Origin of the sequence: uncultured Roseobacter sp., assembly GCF_947499265.1 — a bacterium.
Classification (GTDB): Bacteria; Pseudomonadota; Alphaproteobacteria; order Rhodobacterales; family Rhodobacteraceae; genus Roseobacter.
Map to the genome: position 1 here is coordinate 506,462 of NZ_CANMNK010000004.1, position 26,967 is coordinate 533,428.

The 26,967-nt window shown below is 58.8% G+C and carries 23 protein-coding genes; 19 read left to right on the top strand and 4 right to left on the bottom strand.

Features of this window, described 5'->3' with window-relative positions; all coding sequences use genetic code 11:
* Positions 1 to 99 precede the first annotated feature (99 nt).
* Both Q1A63_RS13540 and Q1A63_RS13545 read left to right on the top strand, forming a co-directional pair.
* Positions 100 to 1,230: a DUF2235 domain-containing protein gene (locus Q1A63_RS13540; RefSeq protein WP_298972451.1), complete on the top strand. Its 1,131-nt coding sequence runs from the start codon at positions 100 to 102 to the stop codon at positions 1,228 to 1,230.
* A gap of 84 nt (positions 1,231 to 1,314) precedes the next feature.
* Positions 1,315 to 1,803 (top strand): hypothetical protein, encoded by a 489-nt coding sequence (locus tag Q1A63_RS13545; RefSeq protein ID WP_298972454.1) that lies wholly within the window; start codon positions 1,315 to 1,317, stop codon positions 1,801 to 1,803.
* A 13-nt stretch (positions 1,804 to 1,816) separates the two neighbouring features.
* Here Q1A63_RS13545 and Q1A63_RS13550 read toward each other — a convergent pair whose 3' ends face one another.
* The 3 genes from Q1A63_RS13550 to Q1A63_RS13560 are packed head-to-tail and all read right to left on the bottom strand — an operon-like array spanning position 1,817 to position 4,655.
* A complete protein-coding gene (locus tag Q1A63_RS13550) occupies positions 1,817 to 2,383 on the bottom strand; it encodes a hypothetical protein (RefSeq protein ID WP_298972457.1) in 567 nt (188 codons plus the stop codon).
* Positions 2,380 to 2,916: a TadE/TadG family type IV pilus assembly protein gene (locus tag Q1A63_RS13555; protein WP_298972460.1), complete on the bottom strand. Its 537-nt coding sequence runs from the start codon at positions 2,914 to 2,916 to the stop codon at positions 2,380 to 2,382. Before Q1A63_RS13555 ends, Q1A63_RS13550 begins: the two co-directional genes overlap by 4 nt.
* Positions 2,913 to 4,655 carry a pilus assembly protein TadG-related protein gene (locus tag Q1A63_RS13560; RefSeq protein WP_299632049.1) on the bottom strand — a complete coding sequence of 581 codons (1,743 nt, stop codon included), beginning with the start codon at positions 4,653 to 4,655 and terminating at the stop codon, positions 2,913 to 2,915. Before Q1A63_RS13560 ends, Q1A63_RS13555 begins: the two co-directional genes overlap by 4 nt.
* A 370-nt stretch (positions 4,656 to 5,025) precedes the next feature.
* Here Q1A63_RS13560 and Q1A63_RS13565 point away from each other — a divergent pair, with 370 nt between their 5' ends.
* The 10 genes from Q1A63_RS13565 (at position 5,026) to Q1A63_RS13610 (ending at position 17,224) form a co-directional block, all read left to right on the top strand.
* Entirely contained in the window at positions 5,026 to 6,411 is a 1,386-nt protein-coding gene (locus Q1A63_RS13565) for a Glu/Leu/Phe/Val dehydrogenase (RefSeq protein WP_298972628.1), read from the top strand.
* 91 nt (positions 6,412 to 6,502) lie between these two features.
* Positions 6,503 to 7,084, top strand: coding sequence for a DUF6151 family protein (locus Q1A63_RS13570; RefSeq protein WP_298972464.1), 582 nt, complete (start codon positions 6,503 to 6,505; stop codon positions 7,082 to 7,084).
* 97 nt (positions 7,085 to 7,181) lie between these two features.
* A complete protein-coding gene (locus Q1A63_RS13575; protein WP_299632051.1) occupies positions 7,182 to 8,435 on the top strand; it encodes a sarcosine oxidase subunit beta family protein in 1,254 nt (417 codons plus the stop codon).
* Between the two features lie 65 nt (positions 8,436 to 8,500).
* Positions 8,501 to 8,773 (top strand): sarcosine oxidase subunit delta, encoded by a 273-nt coding sequence (locus Q1A63_RS13580; protein ID WP_299632053.1) that lies wholly within the window; start codon positions 8,501 to 8,503, stop codon positions 8,771 to 8,773.
* Positions 8,770 to 11,712, top strand: a complete 2,943-nt coding sequence (locus Q1A63_RS13585) for a sarcosine oxidase subunit alpha family protein (RefSeq protein WP_299632055.1) — start codon at positions 8,770 to 8,772, stop codon at positions 11,710 to 11,712. The genes Q1A63_RS13580 and Q1A63_RS13585 overlap by 4 nt, the downstream gene beginning before the upstream one ends.
* Positions 11,705 to 12,250: a sarcosine oxidase subunit gamma gene (locus Q1A63_RS13590; RefSeq protein ID WP_299632057.1), complete on the top strand. Its 546-nt coding sequence runs from the start codon at positions 11,705 to 11,707 to the stop codon at positions 12,248 to 12,250. The genes Q1A63_RS13585 and Q1A63_RS13590 overlap by 8 nt, the downstream gene beginning before the upstream one ends.
* Positions 12,251 to 12,284: 34 nt before the next feature.
* Complete coding sequence (locus tag Q1A63_RS13595) at positions 12,285 to 12,608, top strand: hypothetical protein (RefSeq protein WP_299632059.1); 324 nt, start codon at positions 12,285 to 12,287, stop codon at positions 12,606 to 12,608.
* A gap of 111 nt (positions 12,609 to 12,719) precedes the next feature.
* On the top strand, positions 12,720 to 14,678 hold the full coding sequence (dnaG, locus tag Q1A63_RS13600; RefSeq protein WP_298972481.1) for a DNA primase: 1,959 nt from the start codon (positions 12,720 to 12,722) through the stop codon (positions 14,676 to 14,678).
* Positions 14,679 to 14,801: 123 nt separating this feature from the next.
* Positions 14,802 to 16,784 carry an RNA polymerase sigma factor RpoD gene (rpoD, locus tag Q1A63_RS13605; RefSeq protein ID WP_298972483.1) on the top strand — a complete coding sequence of 661 codons (1,983 nt, stop codon included), beginning with the start codon at positions 14,802 to 14,804 and terminating at the stop codon, positions 16,782 to 16,784.
* On the top strand, positions 16,781 to 17,224 hold the full coding sequence (locus Q1A63_RS13610; protein WP_298972486.1) for a hypothetical protein: 444 nt from the start codon (positions 16,781 to 16,783) through the stop codon (positions 17,222 to 17,224). Before rpoD ends, Q1A63_RS13610 begins: the two co-directional genes overlap by 4 nt.
* A 776-nt stretch (positions 17,225 to 18,000) precedes the next feature.
* Here Q1A63_RS13610 and Q1A63_RS13615 read toward each other — a convergent pair.
* Positions 18,001 to 19,005, bottom strand: a complete 1,005-nt coding sequence (locus tag Q1A63_RS13615; protein ID WP_299632062.1) for a LacI family DNA-binding transcriptional regulator — start codon at positions 19,003 to 19,005, stop codon at positions 18,001 to 18,003.
* A 148-nt stretch (positions 19,006 to 19,153) separates the two neighbouring features.
* Between Q1A63_RS13615 and Q1A63_RS13620 the strand changes: the two genes are divergently transcribed.
* The 7 genes from Q1A63_RS13620 (at position 19,154) to otnK (ending at position 26,855) form a co-directional block, all read left to right on the top strand.
* The gene (locus tag Q1A63_RS13620) at positions 19,154 to 20,233 is read left to right on the top strand and encodes a sugar ABC transporter substrate-binding protein (protein ID WP_299632064.1); all 1,080 of its coding nucleotides are present in this window, start codon (positions 19,154 to 19,156) and stop codon (positions 20,231 to 20,233) included.
* Between the two features lie 73 nt (positions 20,234 to 20,306).
* Positions 20,307 to 21,836 carry a sugar ABC transporter ATP-binding protein gene (locus Q1A63_RS13625; RefSeq protein WP_299632066.1) on the top strand — a complete coding sequence of 510 codons (1,530 nt, stop codon included), beginning with the start codon at positions 20,307 to 20,309 and terminating at the stop codon, positions 21,834 to 21,836.
* Positions 21,829 to 22,794: an ABC transporter permease gene (locus tag Q1A63_RS13630; protein ID WP_299632068.1), complete on the top strand. Its 966-nt coding sequence runs from the start codon at positions 21,829 to 21,831 to the stop codon at positions 22,792 to 22,794. Before Q1A63_RS13625 ends, Q1A63_RS13630 begins: the two co-directional genes overlap by 8 nt.
* Complete coding sequence (locus Q1A63_RS13635) at positions 22,791 to 23,744, top strand: ABC transporter permease (RefSeq protein ID WP_299632071.1); 954 nt, start codon at positions 22,791 to 22,793, stop codon at positions 23,742 to 23,744. The genes Q1A63_RS13630 and Q1A63_RS13635 overlap by 4 nt, the downstream gene beginning before the upstream one ends.
* 1 nt (position 23,745) lies before the next feature.
* Positions 23,746 to 24,687 carry an SMP-30/gluconolactonase/LRE family protein gene (locus Q1A63_RS13640; protein ID WP_298972495.1) on the top strand — a complete coding sequence of 314 codons (942 nt, stop codon included), beginning with the start codon at positions 23,746 to 23,748 and terminating at the stop codon, positions 24,685 to 24,687.
* Between the two features lie 21 nt (positions 24,688 to 24,708).
* Positions 24,709 to 25,605, top strand: coding sequence for an L-threonate dehydrogenase (gene ltnD, locus Q1A63_RS13645; protein WP_298972496.1), 897 nt, complete (start codon positions 24,709 to 24,711; stop codon positions 25,603 to 25,605).
* On the top strand, positions 25,605 to 26,855 hold the full coding sequence (gene otnK / locus Q1A63_RS13650; protein ID WP_298972630.1) for a 3-oxo-tetronate kinase: 1,251 nt from the start codon (positions 25,605 to 25,607) through the stop codon (positions 26,853 to 26,855). The genes ltnD and otnK overlap by 1 nt, the downstream gene beginning before the upstream one ends.
* The last annotated feature ends 112 nt before the right edge of the window (positions 26,856 to 26,967 follow it).

Here is a 26,967-nt window from a genome sequence, read left to right on the forward strand (position 1 = left end):
GCGGGGCCGTTCACGTGGCCCGTTACCACAGCGCACGCAGCATTAAGCGGCTGCCATCACCCTTCGTGTCATGTCTAGGACGCAAAAGGGGACTGGCAAATGGCTCATATCGCGATTTTCTGCGACGGCACATGGAATTCGGCACGAAAAGGTGCAGCAACACATGTTTTACGGCTGTCTACCGCCTGTGCGCGCAGCAACAGGCAAAAAGTGCTTTATTTTGAGGGCGTTGGAACGGGCACCGGGATGGTCAGCGATGTGGGCCGATGGATCAGCAAGGTCGGCGGCGGCCTTTTTGGCTGGGGGCTGAACCGCAATATCAAGGCGGCCTATCTCGAACTGTGCAAAACCTACCAACCCGGCGACAAGATCATGATTTTCGGATTTTCGCGCGGGGCCTATACCGCGCGTTCGCTGGTGGGCATGATCCGCAAATGCGGTATTCTGGCGGACCCGACCCCCGCCAATCTGCGCCGCGCTTTCAGCCTTTATCGCTGGCGCGGTCCGCAAAATGGCCCCGACGCCCCGCATATTCGCGCCGAACGCCGCCTGCTGTCGCCGAAATTCGCCACCAGTCAGACGGATGTGCTGGCGCGGGGCGACGATAGCTGTCTGGTCCGCATCGCATATTTGGGGGTCTGGGATACGGTTGGTGCGCTGGGCATTCCCGAAAGTGTCTTTGGTTGGCTCGCTGCGCGTTGGAACGCGCGCTACACCTTCCATGACACCACGTTGTCGCATCTTGTCGAATCCGCGCGTCATGCGGTTGCATTGGATGAACGCCGGGTGCTTTTCGAGCCCAGCCTATGGGACAACCTGACAGGCCAGGACGGAAATCCGGGGCTGAACCGTGGAGACGAAAGCCACGATCGCCCCTATCAGCAAACATGGTTTGTCGGAGATCATGGGATCGTGGGCGGCTCAGCTGAAACCCGCGCCTTGAGCGAGATCAGCCTGGCCTGGATCTGGGAGGGGGCGGCGGCCTGCGGTCTGCAGCTGAAATCAGGGTTGGCTCTGCCACAGATCAAGACCAATCCAAGTGCAGCAACGACGGAGATCGCGGATACAGGCATGATCTACCGGCTGCTTCCGCGGTTGCTGCAATGGCGCGCGGGGCCTGACCGGGCATTGGATCTGGACAATACCGCGCGCATGCGTCTGGCGAGTGTGCCGTCCTACCGGCCTGCGAGCCTGCGCCGTTTGATGCCCGGCCTGCTGCGCGACAGTTGATCTCATCGCGCGTCCTTTTGCGCTTGTGAGGCGGGGGCAGGGCAGGGTAGGACGCGGGGGTTACCTCAAAAGGGCCGCCGCCAGATGCAGAACTCCGCCGATCCCGATGTCCTAGCGACAGTTGCCGCGTCAAACGGGCGCCGCTTCCTCGGCATCGGCATGTTGGGGTTTCTGGGGGCGTTGGTGATTTATGTGGCCTTTATCTCGCCACCGTCCTTTGGCTGGCAGGTTTTCCTGATCGCCCTCGGCGTTGTCTCGTTGATGATGGCAGATGCAATGCGTCGCTCGACCGCCCATGTGCTGGAACTGACCAAAACAGAGCTGCGCGACAGCGGCGGCGTGGTCATCGCGAAGGTGGAAGACATCACCGGCATTGATCGGGGTGCATTTGCCTTCAAGCCGTCCAACGGGTTCCTGTTGCACATGAAAAACCCCGAACCGCGCAAATGGCGTCCGGGGCTTTGGTGGCGTTTTGGGCGCCGTGTCGGGGTCGGTGGCATGACCCCGGGGCGTCAGACCAAATACATGTCCGAGATCATCGCGGTGATGCTGGCGGAGCGCGACGGCGCCTGAGCCGCAGGCGCGATCAGGTGCCGATGTTGGGTTCCCACTCCACCTGAGGTGCGTAGCGCGGCCGGGTGAAGGTGAAGTTATGCAGCGTCCGAGCCTCCATGCCGATTTGGAAGACCGGGCTAAAACCAGACCATGTTTCCACCACCACCACAGTTGCCGTGTCGTACATTTTGGGCAGATAGGCATGCCAGTCCTGCACGACTTCTGATGTCAGCACCCCGTCGGCGCCACGCTCTTGTGACCACAGCACCGAATACTCATCGTCGTCCGCATCATAGGTGACGCTTGTGACCCGGATGGCGGTGGCGGTGTTGGAGCGCACCAGCGTGTTGAAAACCTCATGTGACCCGTCGATGAAAGCGTCGTTCACGGCGCTCTGACGCGAGATTAGATCGGCAACGGTAAAGGCCGCTTTCTGATTGATCGTCTGCTCCTTGAACGCATCGAAATAGGTGTACATCGCCATATGCGTCCAGAACATGAACGGGCAGATGATCACGAATTCCATCGTGACATTGCCCTCTTCGTTCTGTGCGAAATCCCGGGCCCAGTCGCGAACGGTGTTGAGTGCGTAAATCATTCGTTTGGCTCCTGTACGAAGGCAGACATTGCAACCATGCGTGGCAGACCCTCTTTCTGATCCCACTCGAACCCCAGACCGGAGGTCGGAATGACCGGATCGAAAACCAGGCACGCCCGGATCAACATCAGATCGTGGTTGCCACCCTGTACAAAGGTCCGTGGCGGGTTGACCTCTTCATTGGTATCCACGCAGTCCGCAGCAGGCGGTAGCCCGGCAAAGGCGGTTGGTGTGATCGGCGTCATTTCGAGCTTCAGGCGGTTTTCACAATCCGGCAGGAAAGGGGCCTGTTCGCAGACCATGGTTTTCAACTCGTCGTGCTGGGGCGCATTGCCGGTGCTCAGACGGACTGTGCGCACCGCGATCTCCAACCCGCGCTCCATCCACATCTGGCGCATCGAGTAGATGCCCAATTCGATGGAGCTGAGAAAGATCGTGAAGATCAGCGGGACAAGGATGACAAATTCAATGGCGATCTGCCCATCCTCTTCCCTGCGGAACCGCCCTAGCCGCTTTTTGGTTTGACGTATCATTGTGTGAGCCTCAGCTGGGTAATCTCATGGGCGATGGCTGTGAAAGCATCCGCGATTTCCAGGCCGTCCACGTCAAAGAAGTGGCTGGCGGAGCTGGCGCAGTTGCGCAACACGGTCTGCCCGCTTTCCGGCGCCTCAAAGCCGATGGTGAAGACAACGATGCCGTTTTGTTTCGCCTGAGCACAGATGTCATTGGTGCGGCTGTTTTTGGTGCCCGAGCCAACGCTGTCAAAGACATTGTAGTACCAGGGTGTTGCCGCGCCAGACATCCAAGGGCTGTAGTTGGTGTAATAGTTTTCCTTGATCGGCGTATGCGCCCAAAGGCTTGGGAAGCTGATGTTATATGCACCGCCATCTTCGACGCCGGGGCTGCAATCCCAGTCCTCAGGGTCTTTGGAATCCGATGGGTTGTAGCAGCCATAAGGCGCGTTGCCCCAGCGATCATTCTGCCAGACGTTGCCGTCGCCATTGGTGTCAAAATGTCTGGAGTAGAAGAACTCTTCCTCGTCGTCGTCATAGACGGAATAGGTTTCTTCTTCGGAATTCCACCAGATGTCGGTTTGGCCGACGCGGTAGCCATTTTCGATGTAATACTGGCTGGTGTTTGCGCCATCCGTCATCAGAACGATGACTTTGAGGTATTCGTCGGAATTGTAGGCAGCGGGGCGCGGGTCAAACTGTGCTGAGACCGAGCCATCCGCGATCAGATCGTCGACGACAGGTTGTAGGCTGGGATCCAGCAGAGCAGTGCCCCACTTCATGCCAATGTCGATGGAGGTGTTCCCGCGTGCGGTCAGCGCCTGGATGTAGTTCTTCAGAATGTCGCGATCTTTCTGCAGAGCCAGGACTTCGCGTTTGCTGTCTGCCTCGCACACCGGCCTGCGCACAAGCTCATGCGGGTCGGAATAACGTCCGTCTCCGGAGCTCAGCGCGCTGTTATATGTCCAGGGGTCGAAGTGCATGGTGCGTTCGTAGGGCACAACCGCTGGCGCACCCGCTTCGTCAGATGGGACACGCATGCCGGGGGTTTCAAAGTCACCCGCTTCGAAGTTGATGCAGTTGGAGTGCTCATTGACACCTTCCAGGTCCAATGCCTCCGCAATGTTGTCGGGCACGGACACCTGGGTCGCGTATGGGATGATCGAGATTGCCATACGGCCTTCCTGGCTGTTGTTGACGATCTGATCCACGAAGTCCTTCGCGGCAACCTTCAGGTTCACCAGTCGGCTGTTGCTGTTCATCGAGCCCGATACGTCGAGCACCAGGGAAATCTCAAGGTTGCTCACCACTTCCTCGGCTTTACCCGCAACATAGAGGGGCAGGTCGTCCACGCCGGTCATCGCCATATAGGGAGACGCCGTCCGGGCACGGGCAAAGGCTTCCACTGTCCGGAAATAGTTTGTTGGCAGGTTGTCGCCTGGGGTTACCGTGATGTCGCCCAGGTATTCTTCGATCCCGGCTTTCTTGAAATAGTCTTTGACCACATCGTCAGGCAACTGCGTCTGTTGCAGGTCCGCAGCGGCGAGAATGGCGCGATCCAACGTGTTCTGGACCTTCACCCGCTCCATTTCATTGCGCATCAGATCCACCGCGATGCCGCAGACCATCAGCAGCATAAACATCATGAAGATCGTGAAAATTGTCAGCACCCCGTCTTCTTCTCGTGAAAAACGGATGAGCCTCCTGCGGATCATCGATCTCACTTCGGGGTTCTCCGGCGAAAAACGTGTCATGTTCATACCAACTCATTGCGATGTGGTGCCCTGCGGCACGGAAACTGACTGATGTTTATCCCTGGGTTTTGTGGCGAAAAGCGGGCGGAAAGACGCTGAAGCCCCGCAAATCGGTAAACTTTTATTTATAGATCAGACATTTCCGGGGGTTTCAGGAAACGGTCACCGCATCGAGGGCCGACTGTTTCTGTCTCGGCGACAGCGCTAAATTTGCGTCGTTCACCGCATTTTCATGAACTGCTCAAAAAACTGGCAATGAACGACTCACCACCATAGGGTGAGATTGTTGTCAAAACCAGAACACTGTTCTGCCAGCAGGAGAAAGACATTGAACCAGCACAGCAGCGAGCCAAGCTTCAGAGAAAGCGTCGACCAAATGTTCAACCGGGCGGTCAGCCTGATGGACCTTTCGCCGGGCTTGGAAGAGAAAATCCGGGTGTGTAATGCGACGTATACAGTGCGGTTCGGCGTCCGGCTGCGTGGCAAGATCCAGACCTTCACCGGGTACCGGTCTGTCCACTCCGAGCATATGGAGCCGGTAAAAGGCGGCATTCGGTTTTCGCTGGGGGTCAATCAGGACGAGGTCGAAGCGCTTGCGGCCCTGATGACCTATAAATGCGCGTTGGTCGAAGCGCCCTTTGGCGGATCAAAGGGCGGGCTGTGCGTTGATCCGCGCGAATATGATGAACATGAGTTGGAACAGATCACGCGGCGCTTTGCCTATGAGCTCATCAAGCGCGACCTGATTAATCCCAGCCAAAACGTGCCGGCCCCGGATATGGGTACAGGCGAGCGTGAAATGGCCTGGATCGCGGATCAGTACAAGCGCATGCAAACGACAGATATCAACGGCAACGCCTGTGTGACCGGCAAGCCGCCGAATGCCGGCGGCATCGCGGGCCGGGTCGAAGCCACGGGACGTGGTGTGCAATACGCGCTGCGCGCGTTCTTCCGCGATGACACTGGCGTCAAGAAGGCCGGCATGAGCGGTGATCTGGATGGCAAACGGGTGATCGTGCAGGGCCTTGGCAATGTGGGGTACCACGCGGCCAAATTCCTCACCGAAGAGGATGGGTGCACGGTCACAGGTATCATCGAACGGGACGGTGCGCTCTTTAATCCTGAGGGGCTGGATGTGGACCGGGTGCGCGAATGGATCGCCAAACATGGCGGTATCTCGGGCTATTCCGACATGCACCGCGTCAAGGATGGCGCGAAAGTTCTGGAAGAGGAGTGCGATATCCTGATCCCGGCGGCGCTGGAAGGTGTGATCAATCTGCAGAATGCTGACCGGATCAAGGCGCCTTTGATCATCGAAGCGGCCAATGGGCCGGTGACGGCGGGGGCGGATCAGGTCCTGCGTGAAAAAGGGGTGGTGATGATCCCGGACATGTATGCCAACGCGGGCGGTGTGACGGTGAGCTACTTTGAATGGGTCAAGAACCTCAGCCATATCCGGTTTGGCCGCATGGGTCGACGCCAGGAGGAATCGCGCCACCAGTTGATCATTAATGAGCTGGAACGGTTGAGCAAGGACAAGGAGCTGGGCTGGACATTGAGCCCGGGCTTCAAGGAACAATACCTGCGCGGGGCGGGCGAATTGGAGCTGGTGCGTTCCGGTCTCGATGACACCATGCGCATTGCCTATCAGTCGATGGCAGAGGTCTGGCACGCGCGCGATGATGTCCAGGATTTGCGCACCGCTGCCTATCTGGTCGCCATCGAAAAAGTTGCGGCAAGCTACCGCGCGAAAGGGTTGTGAGCCGGATCAACCACGCGTACCCTCGACCCTGAAAAGCAGGCTGGCGGCTGCCTGAAGTGGCCGCGCAGCATCAATTTTTCAGGGCTCGTCTATGACCGATGTTGCGTTTTCTTGCTCTTGCGGCACCCTGAAAGGGGTGTTGCACGATGCCTCCCCCTCATCCGCCTGCCACTTGATGTGTTTTTGCAAGGATTGCAGGGCCTTTGCCCGTCACATGGGTCAATTGGACGCGCTGGAACCCGGCGGCGGCAGCCCGATCGTTCAGGTGCTACCCGCCCGCCTTGAGATCACCCAAGGCGCAGAGCAGATCGCCTGCCTGCGCCTCTCTGCCAAAGGGTTGCATCGCTGGTATGCGGCCTGTTGCAAAACCCCTTTGGCCAATACCACCGGATCCCCGCGCCTGCCTTTTGCGGGCATGTGGCGGCCGATTTTTGCTCAGTCGGAGGTTTTTGGACCTGTTGTGACCTATGGCTTTACAAAAGCAGCCTTGCCGGGGGGGCCGCGCAAGGACAAGGGGCTGGGCCGCATGCTGGGCGGGCTTCTGAAACGTTCGCTTGCCGCCTACCTCAATGGCACGGCGCGGCAGACCCCTTTCTTTGACGCCGCAGGCGCACCGGTTGCGACACCCCAGGTGATCAGCGCCGAAGAGCGTAGCGCTGCGTATCGAGAGTGAGCATGCCAGTCTTTCCGCGACATCTTTGGTCGGTTTCGGTCGCGGACACCCCGAATGACTGCTGTTAGGATTTGCTGAAAAGCATGGAGTATACCACGTGAGATTTTCGGGCCTGCGTGTTCTGAGGGAAGGCCTTACAGGCAACAAGGGCTGGGCGCCGCACTGGCGTGACCCCGAACCCAAAGCGGATTATGACGCGGTGATCATCGGCGGGGGCGGGCACGGGTTGTCCACTGCCTATTACCTAGCCAAGAACCATGGCATGACCAACATTGCAGTGCTGGAGAAGGGCTACATCGGCAGCGGCAATATCGGACGCAACACGACGATTGTGCGCGCCAATTACTTTCTGCCGGGCAATTCCGAATTCTACAGCCACTCGCTGAAGCTTTGGGAAGGGCTCGAGGACGAGTTGAATTACAACATCATGCACTCCCAGCGCGGCCTGATCAATCTATTCCACTCCGATGGGCAGCGCGATGCGTTTGTGCGGCGCGGCAATGCGATGGCGGCTCAGGGCGATGATGCTGTGTTGCTGGACCGCGACGGTGTGCGGAAATATCTGCCCTATCTGGATTTCGATAATGTGCGGTTCCCGATCTATGGCGGTTTGCTGCACCCGCGGGGGGGCACGGCGCGGCATGATGCGGTGGCCTGGGGCTATGCGCGGGGCGCGGACGCGCGCGGCGTGGATTTGGTGCAAAACTGCGAAGTCACCGGCATCGACATCGAAAACGGTGTGGTGCGCGGGGTGCAGACCAGTCGCGGCGCGATCCGGGCCAAGAAGGTTGCGATTGTCACGGCGGGTCGCTCCGGGCAGGTGGCGGCCATGGCGGGCATGCGGTTGCCGATCGAGAGCCATATCCTGCAGGCGTTCGTGACCGAGGGGTTGAAGCCCTGCATCGATCACGTGGTCAGTTTCGGCATGGGGCATTTCTACATCAGCCAATCCGACAAGGGCGGTTTGGTCTTTGGCGGTGATCTGGATTTCCATGCGTCTTATGCGCAACGCGGCAATCTGCCCATGGCCGAGCATGTGATGGAGGCGGGGATGACGCTGATGCCGATGATCGGCAAGGCCAAGGTCCTGCGCAGTTGGGGCGGGATCATGGATATGACCCCTGATGGCTCCCCGATCATCGACAAGACGGATACGGACGGGCTGTTTCTGGATTGCGGCTGGTGTTACGGCGGCTTCAAGGCCGTGCCGGGGTCTGGTTATGCCCTGGCGCATCTGATGGCGACGGGAGAGAGCCATGAAACGGCGAGAGGTTTCCGCCTGGACCGGTTCAGGACCGGGCGTGGGCTCATCGATGAAGAGGGCACCGGCTCTCAACACAACCTGCACTGAGGGAGGCAAGTGATGGGAGCCTCCGGCGGGGATATTTTGGGCCAGAAGAAACAAGGGGTGTCGCAATGAGGCTGACCTGTCCGATCTGCGGCGAACGGGACCGGCGCGAGTTTTACTATCAGGGGGATGCGGTGGCGCTGCGCCGTCCGGCGCCTGATGCGGGCGATGATCCTTGGGCGGATTACGTGCATCTGCGGGATAATCCGGCGGGCGAGACCCGCGATCTTTGGCAGCATGATGGCGGGTGCGGTGCCTGGGTAGTGGTCACGCGCAACACGGTGACACATGAGGTTCTGGCGACCGTCCTGGCCGAGGATGCGGCGAGGGCGCGGTCATGAGAATTGAGGGCAAGGGCCTGATTGACAGGTCGAAACCGGTGCGTTTTCAATTCGATGACATCGGGCATACCGCCTATGCGGGCGACACGGTTGCCTCGGCGCTGTTGGCCAAGGGGCAGCGCCTGATGGGGCGTTCGTTCAAATACCACCGACCGCGTGGCGTGTTGACGGCGGGCAGCGAGGAACCAAATGCGCTTTTGACCGTGGGCCGCGGTGCCGCGCAGGAGCCCAATGTGCGCGCGACGATGCAGGAGGTTTACGACGGGCTTGAGGCGCGGTCGCAAAATGCCTGGCCTTCGCTGAAGACGGATTTGATGGGGATAAATGATCTCGCCTGGCCCTTTCTTGGGGCAGGATTTTACTACAAGACCTTCATGTGGCCGCGCGGATTTTGGGAGAGGTTCTATGAGCCGATCATTCGCCGTGCCGCTGGACTGGGCGGATTGAGCGGGCAGAACAACCCTGACAAATACGAACGTGCTTATGCGTTCTGCAACCTTTTGGTGATCGGGGCGGGGCCTGCGGGCCTGATGGCCGCGTTGGTGGCAGGACGCGCCGGCGCCGACGTCATCCTGGTGGATGAAGACAGTCGGATGGGCGGACGGCTGAATGCCGAGACCTATGAGATCGATGGGATGCAGGGCCATGCCTGGGCGGAGGCCGTTGTGGCCGAACTGCAAAGCATGGACAACGTGCGCCTGATGACCCGGACGACGGTCACCGGCGCCTATGATCAGGGTACCTATGCCGCGCTGGAACGGGTTAACACACACCGGCGCCTGCGCCCCGATGGTGCCCCGCTGGAAACCTTCTGGCGCATTGCCACCAAACGCGCGATCCTTGCGGCTGGTGCCCTGGAACGCCCCATCGCCTTTGAAAATAACGACCGTCCGGGCATCATGACCGCGGGGGCTGTGCGCGCCTACCTCAACCGCTGGGGCGTGAGCCCGGGCCAGCGTGTCGCGGTCTTTGGCAATAACGATGATGCGCATCGAACGGCCACGGATCTGGCGGCGGCGGGGGTGGAGGTTGCGGCCCTGATCGACAGCCGCCCTGATGTGCAGGTTTCGGATGCGTCTTTCCCGGTCCTCGCCGGAGCGATGGTGACGGGCAGCACAGGGCGGCTTGGGTTGACCTCGGTGATGGTCAAAACCGCAAATTCCGAGCGCCAGATCGATGTGGATTGTCTGGCGATGTCAGGGGGGTGGAACCCGACCGTGCATCTGACCTGCCATATGAACGGCCGCCCGACATGGCGCGAGGATATTGCAAGCTTTGTACCGACCCCAGGGTCCGTCCTGGGCCTTGTGTCGGCAGGGGCGTGCAACGGCGACTTTAGCACAGCGGACTGTTTGGCAGCGGGCGCCGAGGCCGCAAAGGCGGCGCTGAAAGAGCTGGGCCAGAAAGCCCCGCGCGCCAGCCTGCCGAAAGCGGATAACACCCCCTATGCGCTGTCGCCCTTGTGGGCCGTGCCGGGTAAAGGCCGGGCGTGGCTTGATTTCCAGAACGATGTGACCGTGAAGGATGTCAAACAGGCGGCCACTGAAAACTTCCGCTCGGTCGAACATATGAAACGCTATACCACGCAGGGCATGGCCACCGATCAGGGCAAGAATTCCAATGTTGCCGCCCTTGCGATCCTGGCCGATGCCACCGGGCGTGGCATCCCCGAAACCGGCACGACGACCTTTCGGCCCCCCTATACCCCGGTGTCCATTGCGGCGATGGGTGCGGGCGCGCAGGGGGCCGGATTTGCGCCGCAACGCCTGACCACATCTCATGCCATCAGCATAGAGATGGGCGCGCCGATGATCGAGGCGGGCTTGTGGTATCGCCCCAGCTATTTCCCACGCAAGGGCGAAACGACCTGGCGGCAGTCCTGCGACCGCGAAGTGGGCTATGTGCGCGAGGCTGTGGGGGTCTGTGATGTCTCCACATTGGGCAAGATTGACATTCAGGGGCCGGGTGCTGCCGCGTTGCTGGATTTTGTCTACACCAACATGTTTTCCACGCTGAAGGTCGGGCGCGTGCGTTACGGCCTGATGCTGCGCGAAGACGGGCATGTGATGGATGACGGCACCACCGCGCGCCTGGGGAAGCATCACTTCGTGATGACAACCACCACGGCGGCGGCGGGCAACGTCATGCGCCATCTGGAATTTGTGCATCAGGCGTTGATGCCTGACCTCGATGTGCGATTCACTTCGGTCACGGAGCAATGGGCGCAATTTGCTGTCGCGGGGCCGAAATCGCGCGCGCTGTTGAACGAGTTGCTGGAGACGCCGGTTGACGATGACAACTGGCCCTTCATGGCCTGCGGCGCGGTCACGGTCACGGTTGCGGGGGTGGCGGGCAGGCTTTTCCGCATCTCCTTCTCGGGCGAGCACGCTTATGAGGTTGCGGTGCCTGCGCGCTACGGCGAGAGTCTGTTCAAGCTGCTGGTGGCGCGGGCCGAAAGCATGGGCGGTGGGGCCTATGGCATGGAAGCCCTGAACGTGCTGCGTATCGAAAAAGGCCATATCACCCATGCTGAAATCCACGGCCGCACAACGGCTTTTGATATTGGGTTCGGGCGGATGATCAGTGCCAAGAAGGATTGCATCGGCAAGACGATGGCCGCCCGCGAAGGCATGATCGATCCGGAGCGCGAACAGCTTGTCGGGTTCAAACCCATCAACGCCAAAAAGGAACTGACTGCGGGCGCGCATGTGTTCAACCAAAGGGATGAGGCCACGCGGGTTAACGATCAGGGCTATGTGACCTCAGTAGGGTTCTCGCCGACGCTGGGACATTTCATCGGCATGGGCTTTGTGAAACGCGGGTCGGAGCGGATGGGGGAGACCCTGCGCATCGTTGACCAGATGCGCGATTTGGAGACTGACGTGGAAATCTGTTCGCCAGTGTTCTTTGACCCGGAGGGAGGCAGAACCCGTGGTTGATCTTGTTGCAAAAAGCCCCGGCGCAGGGGTGCTGCCCGTCACTGTTGGTGCGCTGACCCTGGCAGAGGTCGATCTGGGCCATCTGACGTCGATCGCACCTTACGTCGGACAGGAAGAGGCGGCCTCAACGGCGCTGAAATCAGCGCATGGCATGGCGTTTCCTGCGCCCAATCGGACGACGGGCAAGGAGGGCGCGCGGGCGATCTGGTTTGGGCGTGGGATGGCATTGCTGGCGGGCCCCGCTCCGGATGCGGCTCTGATGACTCCCGCAGCATTGACCGATCAATCGGATGCCTGGGCCTGTGTGGCCTTGACTGGTGAAGGCGCAGAGAACGCGCTGGCGCGACTGGTCCCGGTGGATCTGCGCGCGGTGCATTTTAAGCGCGGCCATACCGTGCGGTCTTTGATCATGCATATGAACGGCTCAATCACGCGGATTGGCGCGGACAGCTTCCTGATCCTGGTATTCCGGTCCATGGTCGGCACTTTGGTGCACGATTTGAAACAGGCTATGGAAGGCGTCGCCGCACGCGGTTAAACTGCCTGCGAAACAACCCATGCGGAGACTTCATATGTTGCGTTATTCTCTGGTTCTTGCGCTTGCCTGGACTGCTTTTCCGGTGCTGGCCCAGGAGGACAAGGAAGTCCTATGCGGGCATCAGGCGGATATCGTGGCGGCCATTGCCCAAGCGCGTCTGGATCGCGTGAGTGAGCGTAAATTGCCCGAAGCGCTGGCAGAAACCGCCACCTGGCCTGAGAATTATAACGTGATGATCCCGGTGCTTGCGCCGCATTTGTACGGGCTGAAACGCAAGGACATTCGCAACACCGATTGGCGTGGCGCGACCTTCGAGCAATGCATGGGGGCAGATCTTAGCGCGGCGCAGGGCAACTGAGCCGCCTGTGGCGCTTCTGACCTGGCGAGAGGCGTGATGGGGCGCGGATCAAACGGGTGAACTGACCCTCACGCTCTGGACTCTACCCCGGTGCGCGCCGATATATAGTTCATGAGCCTGCCGCCCGGATTTTTGGATGAATTGCGCACACGGATGAGCCTGACCCAGGTGGTCGGGCGCAAGGTCATGTGGGATCAGCGCAAATCCAACCAGGCCAAGGGTGACATGTGGGCGCCGTGCCCCTTTCATCAGGAAAAATCCGCCAGTTTCCACGTCGATGACCGCAAGGGATTCTATTATTGCTTTGGCTGCCACGCCAAGGGCGATGCCATCTCCTTTGTCCGCGAAACCGAAAACGTGGGCTTCATGGAAGCGGTGGAAATTCTGGCGCGCGAAGCGGGCATGCCGATGCCGGCACGTGACCCGCAAGCCCAGCAAAAGGCGGACAAACGCAGCCAGTTGGCGGAGGTGATGGAGCAGGCGGTCAAATTCTTTCGCCTGCAACTGAACACGGGTGCTGCGGCCGAGGCCCGCGCGTATCTTGAGCGCAGGGGCCTGGACGCAGGCGCATTGGAGCGCTGGGAGATCGGATTTGCACCGGATCAGTGGCAGGGGCTGTGGGATCATCTGAAGGCCAAGAGTGTTGAAGACCAGCTGATCCTGGATGCCGGCCTGGCCAAGCCCTCGACCAAAGGCGGCAAGCCTTATGACACGTTTCGCGGGCGGATCATCTACCCGATCCGGGACGCGCGGGGGCGGGCAATTGCCTTTGGTGGGCGGGCGATGGACCCGAACGACAATGCCAAATACCTCAATTCGCCCGAGACGGAACTCTTCGACAAGGGGCGCAGCCTCTATAATCAGGGGCCCGCGCGGACGGCCGCGGGTAAGGGCCAGCCGCTGATTGTCGCCGAAGGCTACATGGATGTGATTGCGCTGGCCTCTGCCGGGTTCGAGGCCTCGGTGGCGCCTCTGGGTACGGCGATTACCGAGAACCAACTGCAGATGCTCTGGCGGATAGCGCCGGAGCCGATCATTGCTTTGGATGGGGATACGGCGGGCCTGCGCGCGGCGATGCGTCTGATCGATCTGGCGCTGCCGCTGCTGGAAGCCGGGCAGTCGCTGCGGTTTGCGATTATGCCTGCGGGCAAGGATCCCGATGATCTGTTGCGCGAGCAGGGCGCGCCGGCGTTGCAAAAGCTGCTCGACGAGGCGCTGCCCATGGTGCGGCTGCTCTGGCAGCGCGAGACCGAGGGGCGTGTTTTTGACAGTCCGGAGCGCAAAGCGGCCTTGGACAAGGCGCTGCGCGACAAGATCATGACGATCAGGGACCCCTCGATCCGAAGCCATTATGGTCAGGAAATCAAAGATTTACGGTGGCAGCTGTTCCGTCCGCAGCGCAAGCCCGCAGGCGGCCCGCGCAGCGGTGGGCAACGGGGGTGGCACAAGGCACCGGCACCGGCCTTGGCCTCCACCAAGGCGTCTTTGCTGGCGGCTTCCGGAGACACGCAAAGCACCGAGCATCTGCGCGAAGCTGTCATTCTGGCAGCGCTTGTAACCTGTCCGGAAGTGATTGAACCCTTTGAATCCGGGATTGAGCAGATGCGTTGCGCCGATCCTGTCCATGCTGATTTGCGCGCAACGTTGCTGAGGCACATGGATTTGGACGCCGAGGCATTGCAGGGCAGAATTTCTGAGGTGATGGGGGCGGAGGCTCTTGAAAATCTGCTGAACCAGCGCCATGTGGCCATCGTGCCCTGTATTCGCGCGCCGGGGGATGCCGATATGGCGCGCATGACCGTGGCCGAAGAACTGGCCAAACTGCACAGCACGCGCGGATTGAGCGCCGAGATTGCCGAAGCCGCGGAGGACCTCAGCGGAGTTGCCGACGAAGGGGTGACGTGGCGCCTGTCGGAGGCCGCAAAGGCGGCGGATATGGCACGCAGAAGCGGGCAGGAAGACACGTCAGAATACGACCTGGGCGAGAATGGTGCCCGAATCAGTCGGCAGGAACGGAGCGCCTTGGACGCCTTACTTGATGCTATTAAGCATCAGAAACCGGAGGGTTAACCATATTTGAACGGGAAACCTCCAGAAAAAGACGGTAAACGGGTGGCCGAATCACCCAAAAACGCTAGATGATTCCCTAGTGATTCGGGCAAGCGAATCGATGAGACCTTTGAGGAGCAGTGCATGGCCGCCAAAGACACCAACACCGACGCCAAACCCGACGATCAGGATGCAGGCCATTCGCTTGATATGAGCCAGGCCGCCGTCAAGAAGATGATCGGTGAGGCGCGCGAAAAGGGCTACATCACCTACGACCAGTTGAACACGGTCTTGCCGCCCGATCAGGTCAGCTCCGAGCAAATCGAAGACGTGATGTCGATGCTGTCTGAGATGGGCATCAACATCATCGAAGATGAGGATGCCGAGGAAGAAGAGGCCAAGGGCTCCACCGAGCTGACCACCACGGAAGGCACGCGTGAGGTTACGCTCGGCTCCGGCACCTCCGAGAAATTGGACCGGACCGACGACCCCGTGCGGATGTACCTGCGCGAGATGGGATCGGTCGAACTGCTGAGCCGCGAGGGCGAGATTGCGATCGCCAAGCGCATCGAGGCCGGGCGCAACACCATGATCGCGGGCCTGTGCGAAAGCCCGCTGACCTTCCAGGCGATCACGATCTGGCGCGACGAACTTCTGTCCGAAGAGATTTTGCTGCGGGATGTCATCGATCTGGAGGCCACCTTTGGCAACCAGATGGATGAAGACGGTGCCGTGGACGAGCCCGTCGTGGCCGCCGATGGAACATCAGAAAAGAAGGAAGAGGCGAGCCCGGAATTGGATGCCGACGGCAATCCGATTGTCCAGGATGATGATGATGACGAGGACGACCAGGCCAATATGTCGCTTGCGGCCATGGAAGCGGCGCTGAAGCCGCAGGTGCTTGAGGCGCTCGACATCATCGCCGACGACTATGTGAAGCTCAGCGAGATGCAGGACAGCCGGATTTCGGCGACGCTGAATGAAGATGGTAGTTTCACCGATGGCGATGAAGCACTTTATCAGAAATTGCGCGCCGAGATCGTTCTATTGGTGAATGAACTGCATCTGCACAACAACCGTATCGAAGCGTTGATCGATCAGCTTTACGGCATCAATCGCCGCATCATGCAGATCGATTCGGCAATGGTGAAACTGGCGGATCAGGCGCGCATCAACCGGCGTGAATTCGTTGATGAATATCGCGGGTATGAGCTGGATCCGAACTGGATGGAACGGATGGCTGAAAAGCCCGGCCGCGGCTGGCAGATGTTCATTGAACGCTCGACCGACAAGGTGGAGGAACTGCGTGCTGACATGGCGCAGGTTGGGCAGTATGTTGGTCTCGACATCTCCGAATTCCGCCGCATTGTGCAGCAGGTTCAGAAGGGCGAAAAAGAGGCGCGTCAGGCCAAGAAGGAAATGGTCGAAGCGAACCTGCGTCTGGTGATTTCGATTGCCAAAAAGTACACGAACCGCGGGTTGCAATTCCTTGATCTCATTCAGGAAGGTAACATCGGCCTGATGAAGGCGGTCGATAAATTTGAATACCGCCGTGGCTATAAATTCTCCACCTATGCCACCTGGTGGATCCGGCAGGCGATCACCCGGTCTATCGCGGACCAGGCCCGCACGATCCGCATTCCGGTGCATATGATCGAGACGATCAACAAGTTGGTCCGCACCGGTCGCCAGATGCTGCACGAGATTGGCCGCGAGCCGACGCCGGAAGAGCTGGCTGAAAAGCTGCAGATGCCGCTGGAGAAGGTCCGCAAGGTGATGAAAATCGCCAAGGAGCCGATCTCGCTGGAGACGCCGATTGGCGACGAGGAAGACAGCCAGCTGGGTGATTTCATCGAGGACAAGAATGCGGTGCTGCCGCTGGACAGTGCCATTCAGGAGAACCTCAAGGAAACCACGACGCGTGTGCTTGCGTCCCTGACGCCGCGCGAGGAACGTGTGCTGCGCATGCGCTTCGGCATCGGGATGAACACCGACCATACGCTCGAAGAGGTGGGTCAGCAGTTCAGCGTGACCCGCGAGCGGATCCGCCAGATCGAGGCCAAAGCGTTGCGCAAGCTCAAGCATCCCAGCCGGTCACGTAAGTTGCGCTCCTTCCTGGATCAATGAAGCGGCGCAAGCAGCTGAACCTCAGAATCTCGCGCCGCCGTTCCAGACTTCCGGAAGCCAACCAAGCCAACCTCCCTACCGTTTCCGGGGGATTGGCCGCGCTGATATTGTCTCCATTTGTAGCCTACGGGTTTTCGCTTCAGTATTTCGCAGCCGCATTCGATATCGGTGATGGACGTATCGAGGCGGATTTCTTTTTCCGGCTGTCGGGTGTTGTTCTTGGCATGGGGGTCGGGGCGCTTTTGATGGCTCTGGGATTTTTCCTACTGCATGATGTGCGCCGTGCTCGTGAAAAAAAGAGCGCGGGCACATCATTTTGGCAGTTCTTTGGAGCCGCCTTCGCCATTCTTCTGACTGTTATTGGGTTTTGGCTCCTGTCGGCCTCGTTCGAAGGTTGGGGAGCTGCTACGACGTTGATCCGCGAAGTCCTTGATGCGTGATGTCAGGCGCTTGTCGCCAGTTGGTCCGTCCTTTTCACGCGCAGGACCTATTCAATAGCGATACTACGTTTTATGAGAAATCAAATAGTTAGAGATTTTGATACTGAGAGTAAGAAATTCCAGGGGGCAAAGAAGCAGAATCCTTTTCGCTTGCTAGGGCTGGAGCGGTCACACCGCAAATAGCCGCTTTCAGCTCTGTCTTTGCCATCGCAAGGTTGGGAACAAACGGTTGGATAAACCATCGGCCGGTTCGCGGAATTGGCGTCGATACAGTAGCGAAATTCCTTTGCAGTCAGGGTCGGAAATCACCTTTACACTTCCTGCAAGCACCTCTTCCTTCAGAGTTACCATACCGGCGAGCAGGCCAGTTCAAGGGTGCAGCCCAACCCACATGGTTCTTCATGAGACCCATTTGATTGCTATGCGTCTGCTGAATTTTATCAAATCGAACAATCGGAATTTCCTACTGGCAGGGAATGCCAATTTGCTCATATCCAACGCTCGCGCAAAATAGTGAAAGGGGGCAGGAACGTTGATGCTGATCGGGTTTATGATGCGATCACAGCTTTCGGTTCACGCCGAAACGGGGCGCACCAGTCGTGTTCGTTCTCGAGTTGATCTGGTAGCTTGGGAGCCTTGGGAATAGTTGCGGTTTAGCCCTTATTTCGGGACTTTTGGCGTGATCGAATGTCATCCGATAAATGTGTAGCGACAGGATTGACGTAATCGACAGCCGGACCCTTTCCGCTAGCCTGGCCTGTAAGAGGCATCAATTGCTAACACGTCTGCCCCGCGATGAGATTGAACCCCAAGTCGATCACTTTTCCGGTGTCGTCAGCGAGATCAGGATCTGGCCTCGACAAGAATTGCCCCGCTTGTTTTCCCATCTCATAGCGCGGGGTTTCAACAGTCGTCAGACCCACCGGCAAGGCCTCAAGAAATGGCAATCCATTAAAGCCCGCGAGCGCAATATCTTCGGGCATCCGGACGCCGTTTGACAGGCAATGCATGATGCCGCCGGTCGCCAAATCATCGTTGGAATAGTAGATCGCCTCTGGTTTATCGGGGCGCGAAAGAATTTCTGCCGTCATTCGACGCCCCTCCATCATCGAGGATGGGTTTGGACTGATATTCTCTGACAGCAAGGTTGCCCCTGCTTCGCGAAGCGTTCGCCGGAAACCTTCGAGCCGCTTGCCAGCCCTCAGATCGCGCCCGCTATGGCTGCCCGCGTAAGCAAATCTGCGGAGCCCTTGCGCCAACATGTGCTTTGCAGTGGCATGACCCGCAGCACTCTGAGACATGCCGAAAGCCATTGAAATCGGTGTGCCATCGATATCCATGATCTCGGCGACCCGGACACCTGCCGCCGCAATTGCAGCCCGTGTGATGTCAGAATGCTCCAAACCGGTCAGCACGATCCCGGAGGGGCGCCAGGACAACAGGTCACGGACGAGTTCATCTTCTTTCTCTTCGGAATACTCAGTGACGCCGAAGACTGGCCTGCAACCCGCTTGGGTCAAGGCATCCGTGATACCGCTAAGCACATCATTGAAAACTGAGTTCCCAAGCGTTGGCAGAACAACCGCGACAAGTGGCGTTTTTTCTGATCTGAGCCCGCGTGCCAGACGATTCTGCACATAGCCAATTTCCGCCGCCGCGGCCCTGACGCGGCCTCGGACTTCTTCGGAGATGTAGCCCTTGCCATTCATCACCCTGGAGACAGTCATCTGGCTCACGCCAGCCTTTTCGGCAACGTCATCCATGGTTGGGCGAGTATTCATAATTTTCATTTAGTTTCCTGCCTGTTGCGCGGCAACGTCCGACCGGGACGAGAGAAAGGCTTGACACATGTTTACGTAAACATGTTAATGATGGCCAGTATGTTTACGTAAACATATAAGTATTTCGACGAATTGGGAGGATATCAAAATGAATAAGTTTCTTTTGGGTACGGCTTTGGCTGCTGTCTTAGCGACATCAGGCCATGCGGACACCTACCGCCCGGAGTGCTTTGTCCCGGCGCCTGGGACAAGCACGATTCAGGGCGAGGCTAAGGACGGACCTTACAAAATTGCTTTCGTTAACGGTTTTGCTGGCAACGACTGGCGTATCGCGGCCATTCAAGCGTCAAAAGCCTGGGCCGCGCGGCCGGAAAACGCCGCAAATATCGAAGAGTTTACGGTCGTTTCCGTCGGCAACGATAGTGCTGCGCAAATCGCGGCAATCGATAACTTTATCGCAGCGGGTTATGACGCCATTACCTTTATTGCGGTCAACCCAAGTGCCTTTGAACCGGTGATCCGCCGCGCAGATCGTGCAGGCACGGTGCTGGTACCTTTCGACAACGTTCTGGATACTGACAAGGTGGTCCAGATCAATGAAAGCCAGCTAGAGCTTGGCCGCCTGAAGGCACAAACGGTGATGGATGAACTGGGCGGAAACGCCAGCAAAATTCTGATGGTCAACGGCTTGCCGGGCAATGCCACTGATCGGGACCGTCGTCTCGGCATGATGAGCGTTCTCGAAAAAGTTGAGGGTCTTGAGATTGTGGAAGTGGTCGGCAACTGGGACACTGGCACCAGTCAAAAGGTTGTTGCTGACGCACTCGCCACCCACGGCGAATTTGACGCAGTCGTATCGCAGCACGGCGCCGCTGGCACAATCAACGCAATGCAAGCGGCGGGGCACCCGATTGTCCCGATGGGTGTTGACGGTGAAAACGGTGTGCGGATCTTGATGGATGAACTGGATATCCCCGGCATCTCTGCGTCGCAGGCCCCGGCCATGTCCGCGATCGCGCTCGAAGCTGCTGTCGCCTTATTGCAGGGGAACCAACTGCCGCAAACCGTATTCCTGCCGATCCCGCAGGTTCTGGCAAGTGATCTGGAGGCTGGCGTGAATTACTTCCCCGATCTGCCGAAGTCCTTCAACACAGGCACCGGTTTTCCGGATTGCATTGCGCCCTTCACCCCCGAAGAGCTGATCGGCCAAAGCGCTGACGACACCTAAGGGCCTGGTACTTATCCCGGCGGCATCCGATGTCGCCGGGTCTACGATCCCGTTTTACAGTCGGATGGTTCAAATGCCGCGATCAGAGACCGCTATTGTGCGCCTGTCTGGCGTCTCCAAAATCTATGGCGCAACCAGGGCGTTGTCAGACGTGGACTTTGCCTGTTTCGCGGGCGAGATTCACGCCATTCTGGGCGAAAACGGCGCTGGCAAATCAACACTGATGAAACTGGTATCCGGGGTTATCCGACCCACCTCCGGACATATCGATGTGGACGGTGCCAGGACCGATCTATCCTCACCGGCCGATGCCATGGCGCGGGGCCTGATCTGCATGTTCCAAGAGCTCTCACTGGTCCCGGATTTGACGGTTCGCGAAAATCTGATGCTGGGCGCGCCGGGACGCGGCCTGGGGCGGCTGGATACCGCAGTGGTAGAGCGCGCAAAGAGCATCCTGTCGCAAATTGATGGCGACGCCATCCGGATGAAGGCGCGTGTTGCTGACCTGACATTGGCCGAGCGCCAGCAGGTCGAAATTGCAAAGGCGCTTTCGCGCAATCCAAGGCTTCTGATCCTTGATGAAGCAACCTCCGCCCTGAACGCATCCGTGGTGGAAAAAGTATTCCGTCTGATACGGGCCAGACGCGACGCGGGCGTCGGCGTCTTGTTCATTTCGCACAGGTTTCACGAAATCGAAGCGCTTGCAGATCGCATCTCGATTTTCCGCAACGGGTCCCATGTCGAGACCTTTGACAACGGGGCCTATGATTACGGCGCGATCATCAGCAAGATGGTAGGCCAGCGCATTGATGACCTGTTCCCGGCAAAGCCCGACCCGGTTGCTGACGCTGAAGAGGTTATCAGCCTGAATGGTTTCGGTTGGGGCGACACGTTGGATGACGTGTCCATCGTGTTGCGTAAGGGCTGCATCACGGGTCTTGGCGGCTTGGATGGGCAAGGCCAGAGTGAGGTTTTGCAAGGTCTGTTTGGGCTGCTCAAGGGCACCCGAGGGGATTGCATGATGGATGGGCGGAAAATCACGGTAAACCACCCAAGGACCGCCAAGTCCCCGAAGCTTGGCATCGCTCTGGTCCCGGAAGACCGGAAAACCGAAGGTCTGGTGCTGGAGCAAAGCATTGCGCACAATATGGAACTCGCCGCCTTGGGCGTTGAGGGTATCGATGCGGGCGACCCCGCGATCTATCAACCCTTCCTCGACGCGCTGGAACTCAAATGCGACAGTCTGGATCAGACGGTCTCCGAACTTTCAGGGGGAAACCAGCAAAAGGTGGCGCTCACCAAATGGCTGTCGCTGGGCCCGCGATGTATGTTGCTCGCCGACCCGACCCGCGGAATAGATGTCAAAACCAAGACCCAAATCTACGCCTTGCTCAGACGATTGGCAGACAGCGGCGTCGCCATCCTGCTGCTGTCAACAGACTACGAAGAACTGATCCACCTGTGCGACGACGCGCATATTTTCTACAGCGGACGCGTCGTGCGCCGGCTTTCCGGAGCCGATATCACGGCAGAAAACATCATCGCCGCTTCGCTGAACATGCATGAGACGCCAGCTGCTGCCGAGGGGATCGCTCATGCGTGATCTTATGCGCGTGAACCAGCGCGAGACAATCGCCTTTTCTGTTCTGCTGGTTTTGCTGGTGTCCTATCTTGCAACGCATCCCGCAGGCCCGACCCCCTATGTCATGACAATCTGGGCGAACCAGTGTCTCATCCTGGCTTTGGCCGCGATTGCACAGTTCTTTGCCGTCATCGTGCGCGGTATTGATTTGTCGGTCGGGGCGATCATGGCGCTGACCAACTGTATTGCCTCCTATCTGGTCATAGGGACCGGTGTCGAAATGACGTTTGGCATCATCGTCGTCCTGGCCGCCGGGGTCGGATGCGGGGTGTTGAACGGTCTGTTGGTCGTCTATGGCCGTATCCAGCCCATCGTCGTGACCCTCGCGACGGCCTCCGTGTTTGTTGGCCTTGCATTGCTGTTGCGGCCCACGCCCGGGGGGCAGATCGACTATGACCTTGCTGATGCGCTGACCCTGGATGTGCTTGGCGTGCCGACGGCGCTGATCATCACAGTGGCGGTCATTGGGTTGATTTGGGTGCCCCTGCGTCGCACCGGGCTCGGATTGGGCCTCTACGCGGTTGGTTCTTCTCAACAGGCGGCCTTTCAGTCGGGCATGCCGGTTGCCAGAATTCGACTGGCATCCTTTGCTTTGGGCGGTCTTTTTGCGGGGCTTGCCGGGCTTTACTTCAGTCTGGTCACAACGACAGGCGATGCCGGGATCGGGCCGAATTTCACCTTGAATTCGATAGCGGCTGTTGTCTTGGGCGGGGTGGCGCTGCGGGGAGGTGTCGGCACGTTAACCGGCGCTATTGCCGGGGCGTTCATACTCAAGACAATCGGAGCGCTGATGTTTTTCTCAGGACTTCCACCGCTGGCACAACCCTTCGTCGAAGGTCTGATCCTGGCCGCGGCAATCGCAATCGGCGGGGCGGATGTCCTGCGCGTGAAGAACAAGCTGGAGGTGTTCGGACGATGAGTGGCCTGATGCAACGTCTGCCCGGTATGGACAGCCTGGTGCCCTACATCGGGACCGTCCTGCTCATCCTGGGGGGCAGTGTTTTTTACCCTCAGATTCTCGGGTTTGAGTATCTCGCGCAGCAGCTGCAGATCTCGGCGTTTCTTGGATTGCTTGCGCTGGGGGCGACCCTGGTCATCCTGCTGGGTCATATTGATTTGTCCGTTCCCTGGATCCTGGGCGGCGCCGCAATTCTCTCGACGTCGCTTGCGGGAACAGGCGACGCGGTTTTGACCGCTCTGGCAATCCCGGCCGCGCTCCTCTTCGGCGGCCTGATCGGCATTGTGAACGGTGTTGGCGTCGCGATCCTGCGCATTCCGTCAATGGTCTGGACGCTGGCGGTCAATTCGATGCTGTTGGGCGTCGCGGTCCTGAACACCGGCGGGTTCAACCCCAAGGGTGAAGCAAGTGACACAATGATATGGCTTGCAACAGGGCAGTTGGCCGGGATCCCGGCGGCCTTTCTCGTCTGGATGCTCGTTGCGGGGATGATGGCTCTCGTGCTCACCCGCTCAGGTTTTGGTCGCTACCTGTCGGCTATTGGCTACAATGAAAAGGCGACGTTCTTGTCGGGCGTTTCAACGCCATCGGTCATTTTTGCGGCCTTTGCGATTGCCGGGGTCTGCTCGGCGCTGGGTGGTGTCTTGTTGGCGGGCTATGCAAACCAGGCCTATCAGTCGATGGGCGATCCGTTCCTGTTGCCAACGATTGCGGCCGTTGTGATCGGTGGTACGTCAATTCTGGGCGGGCGCGGCAGCCTTGTGGGCACGATCGGCGGTGTCTTGTTCATTACCTTGCTGACGTCGATCCTGTCGGTGATGCAAATCTCGGATGCCTGGCGCAATATAACTTTTGGCATGATCATCATTGTGATGCTTTTGCTTCAGACACTGCGCAGAAAGGGGGCTTGATATGGGAGCGTACTTTGAAAGCTTTGACCGTTCATTTGCGGATATGGTCGACACCAGCCACCCGCCCGAACTGATCGCCCAAGGCTATACATGGACAGAAGGACCCGTCTGGATCCACGACACGCTCTACTTCAATGATATTCCCGCCAAGCGCATGATGAAGTGGCAAGACGGGCAAGGCACAAGTATCGCGCTGCAAAACAGTGAATTCGCAAATGGGAATACGCGAGACGCACAAGGGCGCATGGTTTCATGCGAACATGGCGGACGACGTGTCATTCGGCGGCTTGATCCCGAAGACGCGCAAGCGGTCGAAGTGATCGCAGATCGCTATCAGGGCAAGCGCCTGAATTCACCCAATGATGTCGTCGTCAAATCGGATGGGTCCGTGTGGTTCACGGACCCTCCCTATGGCATCAACTCCGATGTCGAAGGCTACCCGGCCGAAAGCGAGCTTGATGGGTGCTACGTCTTTTGCGCAGCACCTGATGGCGCCCTGACGGCCGTTGTCACCGATTTTGACAAACCAAACGGGCTGGCGTTTTCACCGGATGAAACCAAGCTCTACATCGCCGATTCAGGGGCCATTCGCGGCGCCAGCTTTCCAGGGATAGACCACAGCCTGCCGCACCATATTCGCGTGTTTGAGGTGGACGGCACAACGCTGTCAGGCGGGCAGGTCTTTGCTGAAATTACGCCGGGGGTGCCAGATGGGTTTCGCGTCGATCATGAGGGGCTCATCTGGACCAGCGCCCTGGACGGTATCCATTGTCTCGATCAGGCAGGCGCTTGTCTGGGCAAGATACGCCTCCCGTCACAGACCTCCAATATCTGCTTTGGTGGGGACACCGGAACGGAGATGTTTATCACCTCTTCGGATTCGGTCTGGCGGGTCCGTTCCAATCGAAGCGATGCGGCACATAGGCGCAAAACACAAACCTGAAATCAGGAGAGGTATTTTTTGATGCAAAGTAAGATCGCCGTTATTGGGTTGGGCTCCATGGGTTACGGTATGGCGCAATCATTGCTGCGCGCGGGGCATGCGACCTATGGGTATGATGTTAACCCACGAGCGGCAGAGCGGTTTCAAGCCGAAGGCGGAGAGACCGAAACCCTTGCTGGGATTGCCGGGACCTTGGATGTCGTGGTCGTCGTGGTGCTGAATGCAGAGCAGACACAAAGCGTTCTCTTCGGCTCAGAAGGTGTCGTGGCGCGGCTGAAGCCGGGTGCGGCGGTCATGGCCTGCGCGACTGTCGCACCTGAGTTTGCGCGCCAGATGGCGGCACGATGTGCCGAGGCGGGCGTTCTTTATCTTGATGCCCCGATTTCTGGCGGATCCAAAAAAGCGGGCGAAGGGGCTCTCAGCATCATGGCCTCCGGGTCTGCCGAAGCCTTCGCCGCCGCGCGGCCTGTGCTCGATGCGACAGCAAGCACGGTTTTTGAACTGGGTGACAGCGCGGGTGCGGGGTCTGCAATGAAGGCGGTCAATCAGTTGCTTGCCGGTGTGCACATCGCGGCAATGGCCGAGGCGATGACCTTTGGGATAACCCAAGGTGTGGCACCCGAAACCTTTGTTGAGGTGATCAGCCAATGCGCCGGCACCTCATGGATGCTGGAAAACCGCGCGCCGCATATCGTGGCGGGCGACTACACCCCGCATTCTTCGGTTGATATCTGGCCAAAAGACCTTGGCATTGTCCTCGATGCGGCGAAGTCCGCCAAATTCGGGGCACCTCTTACCGCTGCTGCCTTGCAACAGTTTTTAGCCGCCTCAGGCTCCGGCTTGGGGCATGAAGACGACGCAGCTGTTGCCAAGGTCTATGCCCGCAATGCGGGTCTGACGCTGCCGGGGGACACATGATGTTGTTGGGGTGTATCGGGGATGACTTCACCGGCTCGTCAGACTTGGCGAACACGCTGTCCAAACAGGGGATGCGGTGCGTGCAATACACCGGCGTCCCATCCACACCTGCGCAAAGCGACGTTGAGGCGGGGGTCATTGCCCTCAAGTCACGGTCCATCCGGCCTGAGGATGCCGTGAGCCAATCCTTGGAGGCGTTAAACTGGCTTCTGGCACAAGGGTGCGAGCAGATCTTCTTCAAATACTGCTCAACCTTTGACTCTACACCCGAAGGGAATATCGGACCGGTTGCCGATGCTTTGGCAGATGCCTTGAGCGCGCAACAGGTCATCGTCTGCCCCGCGTTTCCCGGCACGGGCCGTTCGATCTACAAGGGGCATCTTTTCGTCCATGATCGGTTGCTCAACGAAAGCGGCTTGCAGGATCATCCGCTGACACCCATGACAGACCCCGACATTCGGCGTTGGCTCAGACCGCAAACCAAGTATTCTGTTGGTCACGTCGATGCAGAGGCGGTTCTGTCCGGTGAAAAGGCCATCAAGGACGCGCTTCAGGCAGAACAAGACGCCGGTCACAGGTTGATCGTTGTGGATGCGTTGCGAGATGCAGATTTGATGGAAATAGGCGCTGCCGCTGATGGCTTGCCACTGATCACGGGAGGGTCTGGCGTAGCACTTGGCCTGCCGCGCAATTTCGAAAAGCGTGGCCAGATGACATCTGACAAAACGCAGTGGCGCGGCGAAAGCGGTAAATGTGTCATTTTGTCGGGGTCGTGCTCAAACGCAACGCGCGCGCAGGTTGCTTTGCACAGCAAGACCAACCCAACCTATGAAATCGATGCGACGATGGTGATGACAGGCCAAATGAGCCCTGCGACCGTATCCCAATGGCTGATCAATGCGGATGCCGTTCCGTTGGCATATAGTTCGGCTGATCCTGCGGTGGTGGCGGAGATTCAAACGCAATTCGGACGGGACAAAAGCGCAGAGGCACTTGAATCGTTTTTCGCAGAGGTCGCGCGCCAATTGGTTGACGCAGGTATTCGTAAGATCCTCACCGCTGGTGGTGAAACATCGGGTGCCGTTGTTGAAGGTTTGAATCTGAAAGCGCTCGAAATTGGACCGGAGATTGATCCAGGCGTGCCTGCTTTGCGGGCAAGTGACACGCTTGTCATCGCGCTAAAGTCCGGTAACTTTGGAGCGCCGGACTATTTTGAGAAAGCGGCTGTTATTCTTGATCGGGACCGGTGACAGGAACCTTCTCACGCGAACCAATGATGGTGCCCTTCTTGTGTCGCACACATGCACCAGCTTTGGACGACTTGATCCGGCACGGTTCTCGCGATTCGGCAGGGCAGGTCAG